This is a genomic window from Mesorhizobium sp. M0898, assembly GCF_040319695.1.
Classification (GTDB): Bacteria; Pseudomonadota; Alphaproteobacteria; order Rhizobiales; family Rhizobiaceae; genus Mesorhizobium.
Genome location: NZ_JAMYOE010000048.1, coordinates 21,050 through 33,445 on the forward strand (window position 1 = coordinate 21,050; position 12,396 = coordinate 33,445).

10 protein-coding genes and 1 pseudogene are annotated in these 12,396 nt (G+C 58.5%); 8 read left to right on the top strand and 3 right to left on the bottom strand.

Annotated elements, in window-relative coordinates; translation table 11 throughout:
* Positions 1-99: 99 nt before the first annotated feature.
* Both NKH90_RS29645 and NKH90_RS29650 read right to left on the bottom strand, forming a co-directional pair.
* A complete protein-coding gene (locus NKH90_RS29645) occupies positions 100-2,298 on the bottom strand; it encodes an acetate--CoA ligase family protein (protein WP_352822636.1) in 2,199 nt (732 codons plus the stop codon).
* 2 nt (positions 2,299-2,300) lie between these two features.
* Positions 2,301-3,074, bottom strand: a complete 774-nt coding sequence (locus NKH90_RS29650) for an enoyl-CoA hydratase/isomerase family protein (protein WP_352822639.1) — start codon at positions 3,072-3,074, stop codon at positions 2,301-2,303.
* 86 nt (positions 3,075-3,160) lie between these two features.
* On the opposite strand from NKH90_RS29650, the gene NKH90_RS29655 reads away from it, so the two are divergent.
* From NKH90_RS29655 to NKH90_RS29690, 8 genes and pseudogenes are all read left to right on the top strand, one after another.
* Positions 3,161-4,132 (top strand): LysR family transcriptional regulator, encoded by a 972-nt coding sequence (locus NKH90_RS29655; protein WP_352822641.1) that lies wholly within the window; start codon positions 3,161-3,163, stop codon positions 4,130-4,132.
* 1,341 nt (positions 4,133-5,473) lie between these two features.
* Entirely contained in the window at positions 5,474-5,551 is a 78-nt protein-coding gene (locus NKH90_RS29660) for an ATP-binding cassette domain-containing protein (protein ID WP_352822660.1), read from the top strand.
* A 708-nt stretch (positions 5,552-6,259) separates the two neighbouring features.
* A complete protein-coding gene (locus tag NKH90_RS29665; protein WP_352822644.1) occupies positions 6,260-7,429 on the top strand; it encodes a M20 aminoacylase family protein in 1,170 nt (389 codons plus the stop codon).
* A 387-nt stretch (positions 7,430-7,816) separates the two neighbouring features.
* Positions 7,817-8,515, top strand: a complete 699-nt coding sequence (locus NKH90_RS29670) for a CoA transferase subunit A (protein WP_352822663.1) — start codon at positions 7,817-7,819, stop codon at positions 8,513-8,515.
* A gap of 17 nt (positions 8,516-8,532) precedes the next feature.
* The gene (locus NKH90_RS29675; RefSeq protein WP_352822647.1) at positions 8,533-9,162 is read left to right on the top strand and encodes a 3-oxoacid CoA-transferase subunit B; all 630 of its coding nucleotides are present in this window, start codon (positions 8,533-8,535) and stop codon (positions 9,160-9,162) included.
* Positions 9,163-9,195: 33 nt separating this feature from the next.
* Positions 9,196-9,318 (top strand): hypothetical protein, encoded by a 123-nt coding sequence (locus tag NKH90_RS29680; RefSeq protein WP_502898886.1) that lies wholly within the window; start codon positions 9,196-9,198, stop codon positions 9,316-9,318.
* A 35-nt stretch (positions 9,319-9,353) separates the two neighbouring features.
* Positions 9,354-9,611: a recombinase family protein gene (locus NKH90_RS29685; protein ID WP_352822650.1), complete on the top strand. Its 258-nt coding sequence runs from the start codon at positions 9,354-9,356 to the stop codon at positions 9,609-9,611.
* Positions 9,547-10,852: pseudogene (locus NKH90_RS29690) on the top strand (IS1380 family transposase). The gene NKH90_RS29685 and the pseudogene NKH90_RS29690 overlap by 65 nt, the downstream one beginning before the upstream one ends.
* Before the next feature lie 359 nt (positions 10,853-11,211).
* Here NKH90_RS29690 and NKH90_RS29695 read toward each other — a convergent pair.
* Positions 11,212-11,985, bottom strand: a complete 774-nt coding sequence (locus NKH90_RS29695; protein WP_352822652.1) for an HpcH/HpaI aldolase family protein — start codon at positions 11,983-11,985, stop codon at positions 11,212-11,214.
* Positions 11,986-12,396: the final 411 nt, after the last annotated feature.

Here is a 12,396-nt window from a genome sequence, read left to right on the forward strand (position 1 = left end):
CGGTCAGACCTCCGGCTCGAGACGCGACCGACACGCTGGCGAAGCCTTGGTCACCAAGCCAGTCTTCAGACACTTCACTTCGGTTATCCTGAGTGGCGCTTATTTCCCGACCAACCTCACATCGACGGGGTAAATTCCGTTTTCGTTGGCAATGATCGGGTTGATGTCGAGTTCTGAAAGGTTGTCCAGCTTCATGACCGCGACGGACACTGACGATATGAAGTCGGCAAGGGATCGCTTGTCGACTTTTGGATAGTTCCGGAATCCGTCGAGGAGCTTCGCAACTCGGGTCTCATTGATCATGTCCAAGGCTTCCGCTGGAGAAACCGGTGCCGCGCGAAAGGTCACGTCCTTGACCGCTTCGACCAGGACGCCGCCGGAGCCGAACAAGATCACCGGGCCGAAGATCGGATCGTTTGAGGCACCCACGAACAACTCCACGCCGCGATTTACCATCGGCGTGACAATGAAACCGCATGTCGTCACCGGGGGGACATGGGATACCATAGCTTTCGCGATGTCATCTGCGGCGGCGCGCGCCGCCTCTCCTGTCACGCCGAGACGCACGCCGCCGACATCGGATTTGTGCACCACAAAGGCCGAGTCCACCTTCACCGCACAGGGCGTGGCAAAGTTGGAGACAGCCGATTCCACGGCTCCCGCATCGCTCGCAGCCGACCATTCGCCGGTGTCCACGCCCAATTTCTGCAAGATTCTGCGGGCTGTCGTCTCTGCCGAGAGGCCGCCGGGGACAACAACGGGCGGTGCCTCTAGTGCCAACCTTTCGTCATGCCCACCTCGCTTAAAAAGCCAATTCGCCCTTTCGAACAGCGCCTTGGAACCGCTAACTGCCCAATCTAGCGAGGGAAAGACCTGGATGCCGCCATTTCGCAAGATATCGTGGTTCCCCGGTTTGCGATGGGCGTAGCAGCTATGGAAAACCAGAGGCAGGCCAGTGGCATCCCGCAAAGCCACGATCCGTTCGGCCGCCAAATTCTCGGCTTTCAACAGAGAGGCATCGAATCGTATGTGGTAGGCTCCAAACAGCCCATTGGTCAGTACGAGCCCCACCTGCGCATCTGACGCCAGGATTTCGATGCATTCGGGGAAAACGTCGGGATAGGCATCCGCGGCGCTTGCAACATCAATCGGATTTTCGACAACGGCCCCATCGCCGAGCACCTTTCTCAACTTGGCCTTTGTGTCTTCCGAGAGGGACGCAAGCGGCACCCCCGCCCTTGATAGGGCATCAACGGCGAGTGTGGCGTGGCCGCCGCCGTCGGTCAGAACCGCAATTCCGGTTTCTGGTTTGGGGAGTGGGCTGGTTGCGAGAACCGCGGCAACTGGCAACAACTCATCCGACCGATCAACTTGGGTCACGCCCATTTGGGCGACCACCTTCAGGGCGACCTCGTCGGCGCCGGCAATCGAACCCGTATGGGAAAGCGCCGCCTTCTGGCCCTCGATGGATCGTCCGCCGCGCAGCATGACAATCGCGCAGCTCCGCCCCACTCGTGCGGCCGCCTCGAGGAATCCCCGCCCGTCAAGCAAACCTTCGTTGTAGATTGCAATCGAACGAGTGCTTTTGCGCAGGCAAAGCTCCTCGATCAACTCGCCATATCCGACGTCGGTCTGGTTACCGAGTCCCGCGATTACATCGAAGCCGGGGCCATTAATTGTGCGGCTGTCTTCGACGACCGAAAGGATCATGTTGCCGCTTTGCGTTAGAACACTGACTGGCCCGCTTGGCGGCAACTCCGGCAGGCCAATAAGGTCCGCCTTAACGGTGCAATTTAGCATTCCCGATGTGTTCGGTCCAACAACCCGGACGCCGCTTCTCACTAAGGCGTCGCGCAATCTTTTCTGCGCGGCCAATCCCTCGTCACCTCTCTCGTGGAACCCGTGTGCCAGGACCACAGCGCCCGCGATGCCCTTTTTGCCACACTGGATGAGGATATCCGGCACTTCCTCCGCCGGCCGAACGATCACAGCGATGTCGACACGTTCGGGAAGCGCGTCGATGTCGCTGAAAACTGGTAAGCCGAGGATCGCTCCTCCCCTCGGGTTGACCGGCAGGATCGGATAGCTGTAGCTGGACTTTTTTAGAGCGTTGATGATCTGATATCCGCGCTTGTCGGGGTTTGAGGATGCGCCGATGATCGCAACGGAGTGCGGCTCGAGTATGCGGCTCAAGGCCGATTTCTCAGTGTGAAGGCTCGCCGGCGCTGGCGAACCCGGCTCGCCATAGCTAAGTACGCGGTTTGGCGTTGTTGCCTCGTTTTGCTGCTCCATGGTCATCTCTATCTTCCTTCGAAACGCGGCGAGCGGCGTTCCGCGAAGGCGGCGACGCCTTCGGCCCAATCTGTGGTCTCCATGATCGCCAGCAGATCTTCGGCCTCGGTGCGAAAAAGGTTGTCGGGGCTCTGTGGGAAATTGATCGCCGCCTTGAGACGAGCCATCGGTAGCGGTGCGTTCCTCACAATCCGCTCCACCAACGCGCTCGTGCGCTCTTTCAACTGATGCGCTGGCGGGGCCTCGGTTGCCAGACCAATCTCTAGGCATTTCGCGCCGGTTATCCTGTAGCCCAGCAGCAAAAGGCTCGCAGCCTCCCTCAACCCGATGAGTCTGGGGAGGCGGAGCGTCACACCTCCCCCGACATAGGTTCCAATGGCAACTTCGGGAAATCCAAGTTGGGCGTCGTCGGATATGATAAGGAAATCAGCGGAGGTCGCGATTTCGGCTCCGCCTCCTAGGGCATAGCCCTGCACCTCGGCAATCACGGGCGTCTTCATCGTTTGAATCCGCTCGCAGACCCTCTGCCCCAGCATAATATAGGCCTCGCGCTGTTCCCGCGTCCGTTCGCCGGAATTGTGGGCCTTCAAATCAGCACCAGCACAGAAAGCCCGTCCATTTCCGGACAGGATCACGCACCGGATCCCAGCGTCGTTGTCAGCATAGTTCAGGGCATCCAACGTCTGTTGATATAGGTCTTCGTTGACCGCGTTCAGGCGTTCAGGTCGATTGAAAATAATGTGAAACGCTTGGCCTTCTTGCTTCGTAACGACTTCGCTCATGGACAATCTCTCGGGACACTGATCCCGACAAAGTCACCGTAAAACTATTGCGCGTCCAACATTTTTTGAGTATATATCAATCGCGAATGAGCAATAATATCACTCTCAGGCATTTGCGGGCGTTCATCGCGATCGCGGAGCGCGGCGGGTATACCGCTGCGGCACGCTCCCTGAACATCGCTCAATCGGCTTTAAGTCGAACGATCGTCGAGATCGAGGAGGAGCTAGACACCCGGCTGTTTGAGCGCACTACCCGGCGGGTCGCGCTTACGGCATCCGGCGAGCAGCTATTGGCGAACGCGCGCCGTGTTCTCGAGGAATTCGACAGCGCGCTGTCGCGGTTTCAGCTTTACCATAGAGGGCTCGACGGAATCGTAAGCCTAGCTGCACTTTCTTCCGTTGCGTCCATTATACTGCCGGCGGTCATTTCCGAATTCCGGAAAGCCAGGCCCAATGTTAGGATATCAGTGAAGGACGGTTTTGCAGAAGAGGTTGTTCGTTACGTGTCCGACGGACACGTCGATTTTGGCATCACTTCCTTCCTGAAGCGGACAGACCGACGAATTTCCGAACAGATCGCGGCGGATAGTCTGATTTGCATATGTTCGAAAACTCACAAATTTGCTAGTTTGGAGACTGTGTCCTGGAACGATTTGGCTGGTGAAGATTTCGTCTCTTTCGATCCATTGAGCAGCGTTCGCGCTTGTGTGGATCGCGCGTTGCAAATTGCCGAAATCCAACTCGGGACCATAACACAAGCTCGGGACGTCGGGACGGTCGCGGGTCTCGTCTCTGCCGATCTAGGTATATCCGTAGTACCTAGCCTTGTCTTGCCCATGATGCAGTTTTGCGAATTCTCGCGGATCAGATTAGTAGGGCCCGTCGTCGAACGTGAGATCTATCTTGTTTACGATCCACAGACGTCGATGCCTCCAGCTGCAGGAATTCTGATGGAAATGTTGCGCCAGGGGGCGTGGCATGGATTCCGACTTCCGAACGGAGTAAGGTGGGTGATTGATCGTAGGCCCGACCAGTGGAGCGCCGGGACCGATGGTTGACTGGATTGTGCAGCCTGTGAGGCGGTCGAGCAGCGCAGTCTTATCGTGGCGTCACCGAGCACCTGATGATGCTCCAATTGCCACGGGCCTTAGCTGACGACCGACCCACGCTGCGGTATCTTGGTCGGCAGCTTGAGCTGATGTCGATTCGAAATCTGCCGCTGCCACCGGATGGGGTTGCTCATACCAGATGAGTGGCGCAATCCGAATGACAGCGAAGTCGATAACCGGATTGGCGAAGAGTGGCGCATGCGCGCCGTCCTAGGGTCGGCATTTCCCCTCGCGATAGAGGATCGCTCGCGCTGCCCCGCCACCTCGACCACCACTTATGTAGCCTTCGGCGTCGACAACGATGGCACCGCCAATGGCGGCCACGTCAGTGCCGGCGATCGCCCTTCCAGACGCCGCGGGCGCTTTCAGGGCAACACTATTCTCGTCCTGCCGAACCCTTGTCGGACCCCGGCACTTTGTGGGTGGGTGTAACCGGCATGCTGACCCGGGAATGAAGCGCGTGTCGATCCTCACCGATCCGTTGGGCGCGACCGGCGACGTCCTTCTGGTGGCCAATCGTAGATTTGATTTCGCAAAGAGAATCGCCGCGACCGCCCAATGGAACCTCTGAAAGAGAATAAAGAAACAGAAAGCCGGGCTGTACGATGCTGCCCTCAAGTCCTCAAGCAGCCTGAGCCCGCCGTCGACCGAACGGGCTCCAGATGTGGCACCGTCGATGATCCCCGACCCGCCGATTTCGACCTCTAGACCGGTAACGCTACGACGATTTTGAACAGCGGGCTCTACCAGCCCGGACAAAGACCGCTGCGAATATAGCCGCAATCCAGCGCCGGCTCGAACGTCGCGGTCCGAGGCGTCGCGGTCCGAGGAGATAGACGAAGATGCGATCTCCCGTGCGAACGTCTCGATGAAGGGGGGCAATGCGCCAGAGGCCGAGCGGACAGCTGGGCATCAGATGGCCCCCGACCTAGCCGCCCCACACAGAGAACAAGGCGACGGAAGAAGGAAGAAGGTTGGCAATGATGGCGAGGCAACGGCCTCTGGTCATTGCTTGAGCGCCTGGCTTTGGTGCTGCAACTGGCGCAGGGTTTGCGGTTTCTTCAGCGCCTTGTCCGTTCGTTCCGCGGCCGCGAGCTGCTGACCAGCGCACATCGGCGGCCCAGGCGGCGGAAGCTTGGCTCACGAGGCGTCAGTTCGGTCGCCTTTTCGAGGACGCAACCCAGTGCCTCCCGCCCATCGATAAGTCTTGAAGGTCTCTCGAAGCACTATGGTCAGGTCCGTGCTCTCGAACGCTTGGATTTCAAAGCAGAGCAGGGTTAGTTTTCCACTATTCTTGGCCCGAGCGGATCCGGCAAAACCACTGTCCTCTCATTGATCGCCGGCTTTACGAAGCCGCATCATGCTTAGCAGGCAGGATGTGACAGCAACGCGGTCGGCGTAGCGAAATATCGGGCTGGTATTCCAACTCTATTCTCTGTTTCCGCACATGTCTGTATTCGACCATGCCGCATTTCTCCTACTAATGCGAGGAGTAGGGGCGGTCGATTCCAAAAAGAAGGTGACTGACGCTCTTAACCTGGTTGCTCGACGAGCCTCTGGCTGCGCTCGATCGTATGTTGCATGAACACTCGTTGTCACCCACGACCAGGAGAAAGCGCTTTCCCTTTCAAACCGCGTTCTCGGGCTTGCCGATGGCCGCGTGCAACAGGATCCGGGGACTCCCCTTCCTTGAGGGATGACAGGAAGCTGTTAGAGCGAGCTTGCGCGTGTCGAAGGCACGCGTCCCACTATCTCAATCAATCGAGAGTATCAATTGGCCGTTTGGACTTCGGAGCGACTGGTCTCTTTCGCTGCAATTGGCCCACGTGCGTCTGACGTGGATGGCATGTTTCAAACCCCATCGCTTTGTGGCGGCTATGTTGCAATGGCAGGCGCAAATTGGCGCAAACGACTTTCTCATATGCCTCATACTAAAACGGGCTAGTTGAACGGTCTGATTCTCGGTTGAATAATTCGCGCGTGCTTGGGATCAATAGCCCTCAAAATCCAGTTTTTCGCCGAGACGTCGATCAAAATTCGAAGACGCTTACAGAACATGCTTAGGGTTGTCGCAACATGAGAAGCATTGAAACGTTCCGGGATTTGCAGTCCGAGGCGACTGAGTGGCGCCGCTACATCCATGAAAATCCAGAACTATACTTTCAGGAACACAACACAGCAAAGTTTGTGGCAGAGAAACTCGCCTCCTTCGGCATCAACCACATTGAAACGGGGATAGCCGAGACCGGCATCGTCGCCTTGATCCAGGGCGAAGGCGGCGATGGACCCACCATCGGGCTGAGGGCGGACATGGATGCTCTGCCGATTGTTGAGACGTCAAACAAACCGTGGTCGTCGAAAAAACCAGGCGTTATGCATGCCTGCGGCCACGACGGTCATACGGCCATGTTGCTGGGTGCTGCGAAATACCTGGCGTCTAGGCGCAAGTTCAAGGGCTCCGTCGCCTTGATTTTTCAACCGGCAGAAGAGCCGGAATTCCCAACTGGCGCATTTAAAATGGTCCAGGAGGGGATCATGGACCGCTTCAGCATATCCCAAGTCTTTGGCATGCACACCGCACCGGGCTTAGAGGTCGGCAAATTTGCCATTTGCGCCGGCCCGATCATGGGCTCGCAAGACGATTTTGATATTATCGTGAAGGGCAGGGGGGGGCATGCGGCCTCCCCGCATCGGACGATTGATCCCGTTGTCATAGCAGCACAAATCATTCTCGGCCTCCAGACCCTGGTCTCGCGCCAGACCGATGCTAGCGAGTCGCTGGTGATTTCGGTCACGAAGTTGAGCGCCGCACAGGCCTACAACGTTATTCCCGATGAGGTTCAGATCGGTGGGACCGTTAGGACTCTCACGTCTGGCTTGCGGGACTTCGCCGAGCGAGAGATTTTGGCGTCCGCTCGGGGGATCGCTCGAGGCTTCGGCGCAGATGTCGAGTTCAAATACGTCCGTTCGGTTCCGCCGACTGTCAACAACACGCAGGAAACTCATTTAGCGATTGAGGCGGCACGCAGCACCGTCGGGTCTGCGTCCGTAGACGATAAGAGGAGACCAAGCATCGGAGCGGAGGATTTCTCCTACATGCTTGAGGCACGGCCAGGCGCATTCATTTTCCTTGGGAATGGGTCGACGGCTCCTGTGCACCACCCTGCGTTTGATTTCAACGACGAAGCCCTGCCTTACGGCATCGGCTATTGGGTAAACTTGGCGGAAACGGTGCTCGCTGCCTGAACTGTACGAAGGGTGAAAGTGGCAAGCGGCGCCAGAGCGAAATATTTGAGTGTCTTTCCATGACCGCCCTCTGTCACCAGCCCGTCGTCATGCTCACGCTCAGCATTTCGCGATGCTGCTTCTGGCGCGCGGGGCGGCAACCCCCGATGGATGAGGCGGCTCAGCGGTCACGTCCGGCGACACGGGCGCGCTGACCGGTGGCTCATAGAATGGCAGACTCGTGACATTGACCGATTTACGCGCCGCGAAGCTACCGAGCCGGAAACTGAAAAACTCAGTTATCGGGGCGGGTCATAAGGTTCACGGAGCTGAAATACTGTTGAGCCACGCTCCCATCGGGCGACTCGCTTCGTGTTTGAAGTATTTGTCAGCGTATTAGGAAACTTCATGGCCAAAGTGTATCGAGACCCAAATTCGGTTTTAGAAGGTCTGTTGTTTGATGGGATGTTGATCGCTGCCGGTGGGTTTGGGCTCTGCGGCATTCCCGAACTGTTGATTGGGGCGATCCGGGAGGCAGGCATTAAGGGACTGACGATTGCGTCCAACAATTGCGGCGTCGACGACTTTGGGCTCGGCGTGCTTTTGAAGTCCAAGCAGATCAAAAAAATGATCTCCTCCTATGTCGGTGAGAACGCCGAGTTCATGCGCCAGTATATGAGCGGTGAGCTGGAACTGGAGTTCAACCCGCAAGGAACGCTAGCTGAGCGTATGCGGGCAGGGGGTGCTGGTATTGCCGGCTTCTACACCAAAACCGGCGTCGGAACCGTCGTGGCAGAGGGCAAGGAGCACAAGATCTTCGACGGGGAAAGCTACGTTCTTGAAACCGGCATCGTCGCGGATCTCGCCATCGTCAAGGCCTGGAAGGCGGACACGTCAGGCAATCTGGTCTTCCGCAAGACGGCGCGCAATTTCAATCCGCCGGCGGCCAGTTGCGGCAGGGTCTGCGTGGCCGAGGTCGAGGAGATTGTGCCGGTCGGTAGCCTCGATCCCGATCAGGTCCATCTGCCGGGAATCTATGTGCACCGGCTAATTCAGGGCGAGCACGAGAAGCGCATCGAACAGCGCACCACCCGCGCGGCGGCTTGAGGGGAGGCAGAACAGACATGGCCTGGGATAGAAACCAGATGGCTGCGCGCGCCGCCCGCGAGCTTGAGGACGGCACCTACGTCAATCTTGGAATCGGCATCCCGACGCTTGTCGCCAACCATATTCCCAAGGGCGTACATGTGACGCTGCAGTCGGAGAACGGCCTGCTCGGCATCGGTCCTTTCCCGACTGAGAGCGAGATCGACGCCGACCTCATTAATGCCGGCAAGCAGACGGTGACGGCGCTGCCGCATTCGGCCTTCTTCGACTCCGCGCAGAGCTTCGCCATGATCCGCGGCGGCAAGATCGCCATGGCGATCCTTGGCGCCATGGAAGTCTCGGAGGATGGCGATCTTGCCAACTGGATGATCCCCGGCAAGCTGGTCAAGGGCATGGGTGACGCCATGGATCTGGTGGCTGGGGTGAAGCGGGTGGTGGTCGTCATGGATCACAGTAACAAAGCCGGGGAATCGAAGGTGCTCAAGGCCTGCACCCTGCCGCTCACCGGCCAGGGCGTCGTCGACCGCATCATCACCAATCTTGGCGTACTCGACGTGGTCGAGAGGGGGCTGAAGCTCGTCGAATGCGCCGACGGCGTGAGCAACGACGAACTGCGCCGAGCAACCCAAGCAACGATCGTCAACTGAGCTCCGTCGGAGATCAGAAGTGGAGGAAGCCACATGAGCAAAACCTCCATCGTAGCCGCCGGCGCCGCCCGTACGCCGGCCGCCTCGCCGGCGCATGAGCTCGGCGCCGCAGTCGTGAAAGGAACAGCCGGCGAGGGCCAAGATCGATGCGGCTGAGGTCGACGAGGGCATCTTGGGCCAAGTAGCGCCCGATGCCCGGGGAGAGACTCGGGCTTAAGGCGATCGCTGTTCGAGGATGCAAGCCCGGATGGGCGGAGGCGATCGGCCACGTTCGCGACGGCGACACGCTCACAGTCTGGAAACTCGACCCCCTCGGCCGGTCTATGAAGCACCTCATCGAGATCATCACCGGATTGGAGCCAAAAGCCCCGCGTTTCCGATCCAGTGGCCGGTTTCGACGGCGGAGCCATCACCTCAGATGCCGGCGCCTTGCTCCTGCGTCACGATGATCGGGACTGCTCGCTCGAGTGGCCGCGTGCTTCATCGACCGTCGCGATCCGGATCTCACTGTTCACAGCGTGCGCACGCTGATCGGACAGCGCATCGCAGTGATCGCCTTGGGATACGAGGACGTCGACGACCACGACACGCTTCGCCACGACCGGTGCTGGCGCTTGTGTCGGAACGCCTGACGCCGAAGCGGGAAGATTGTGCGGTGCTTGCTGGCAAGTCGACGCTGAACCGGCTGGAGCACGGCCGCATCGGGGAGCCGACGCGCTATCCCAAGATCAGGTACGACGAGGTCGCGCTAGAGGCCTTGTTCGTGGACCTGTTCCTGGAAGCCCACGACAAGCCGCCGGCCGAGATCGTGCTCGATCTTCGACGCCACCGATGATCGGCTGCACGGCCGGCAGGAAGGCAGGTCTCCACGGCTACTACAACTGTTACTGCTGCCTGCCGCTCTACATCTTCTGCGGCCGGCACCTGCTGGCGGCAAAGCTCAGGCGTTCCAATATCGACGCCAGCAAGGGCGCGGTCGAGGAGGTCGAGCGGATCGTCAGGCAGATTCGCAAGAACTGGCCAAGGGTTCGCGTCATCCTGCGCGCTGATTCTGGCCTTGCCCGCGAGGAACTGATGGCCTGGTGCGAGAAAAATCGCGTCGCCTACGTGTTCGGGCTCGCCCGCAACGAGCGGCTGGAAACCAAGATGGCCCCGGCTTTGAAGGAAGCCTGCCTGGCATCTCGGGCAAGCGGACAGGCCGCACGCGTCTTTCGCGACTTCATGTGGTCAACCAAAGACAGTTGGTCACGCCGCAGGCGGGTCGTGGCCAAGGCCGAATGGACGACGCAGGGCGCCAATCCGCGCTTCATCGTGACTCACTCAAACCGGAGCGCTGGGCGGCACGGGCGCTTTACGAGAATCTCTACTGCGCCCGCGGCGACATGGAGAACCGCATCAAGGAATGCCAACTCGACCTCTACGCCGACCGCACCAGTGCCCACACCATGCGCGCCAATCAGCTGCGGCTGTGGTTCGCCTTCTTTGCCTATGTCCTGATCTGGGCCTTGCGTTGCCTTGGCCTTGCCCATACCCGGCTCGCCAACGCCAGCGGCGGCACGATCAGATTGAAACTGCTGAAGATCGGCGCGCAGGTGCGCGTCTCGGTTCGTCGCGTCAAGGTGGCGATGGCCTCAGCGTGTCCCTATGCTGAGGAGTTCTGGCTCACGCCCGAATACGGGCTGCGGCCTGATAATGCCGCCGGACCCGAACCCTTCTCACAAGCAATAGAGGATACAGGGCTGAAGATCCGACCGTCGCTCCCAGCAGCGCGGCGCTGATCGCGCCCGTCCTCGAATTCCACAGCCATGCCAGTGCCTCCGCCGCGTCACAACGGAGCCTGGCGCTAAATTCGGTGAGAGAAGCGGGCTAGTCTTCCACCTATGCGGCGCGCTTGCACAGTTCGAGCGCGATCTGATCTACAGACCGTGAACCGAACGGCGACATTGGACAGAGGTGTCATTGCCGATCTGGGGTACAAACCGAGGAGTTTTGCGCTAATATCGCTCGTGCCACCCAACGTTTCGCAATATAGATAGATCAATGAGCGGGCTACCTAGCGAGAAACGCGTTGTGAAAATCTGTCGCCACAGTTCGGCCTCCGTCCAAAACACAACCAGAGTCCGATCCATAGGTGAACAGGCTAAGGCCAAGTACTTTAAGTCGCATCATATATTCTACGGACGCCACATCACTACCAGACGCTATACCGTACTTCTTAGCGGCATTCGCGACGGCTTGACAGGCGTCCAGTAACTCGGGTGTAAGTTTTCCCGGTTCCATGCCCAAGGAAAGGGCAAGGTCTGCCGGTCCGACGAAGAGCGCGTCGACACCAGGAGTTGAAGCTATGTCGTCCAGATTATTGAGAGCCTCTCGCGTTTCAATCTGGAGTACGACGGCCAAGCTAGAGTTCGCAGCCTTGCGATACTCGGCATCCTTTTGGTAATAGTTCGATGCTCTCCACGCTCCAGAACCGCGCTTTCCCGTAGGCGGATATTTTGCGGACGACACAGCTTCGATGGCTTCGGCACCGGAGTTTACCATTGGCACCATGATGCCGTTCGCACCATGATCTAGCGCGGCTTTAATGAGTTCAATCCTGTTCCAAGCTACTCTGTAGAGTACAGGCATGCCGTACCGTTCGGTCGCAGGAAGAATCTGCAGGAGCGCGTTGGGCGGAATGGGCGAATGCTCGCCATCAACCAAAAGAAAATCTAGGTTTGTCTGCGCCAGCGTCTCTGCGACTATCACATGCGGAATGTGCATCCAGGCGCCAATTTGCGGTTTTCCCGACCTGATCGTTTCAGCGAACGAATTTTTTGCCATTCTAACAATCCTTTGCGCGCCCAAGTGATTTGTTCTCGCGGGAACGATGTCAGGTTTCTCGGCTTACCAAAATATACAGTTTGTCCAGAAGTTGCCTATCACACGAAGCGATATTCACCGTTGATACAGGGTCCGCCCCGGCGGAGAGTGCCAAGACCACTACTGAAGCGCCTCAGGCAGATCTTTAACAGTCTCCCCATCGCCATCGTGATGTCGCGAGGCGGGGCTTCGGGTTTTGGGACTGCGCCGTCTGTGCTGAACAAATTCGCAGGAATTTGACACTAGCGCGTCTCCACATTTTGTTTCTCTTTGTCATGTTGGTAACGGTCAGAGTCGCCAGGCGCTGAGGAAGGTTTATGGAAACAGTCGTTATCATCGGAGGAGGACTAGCAGGGCATCGTGCTGCCACCA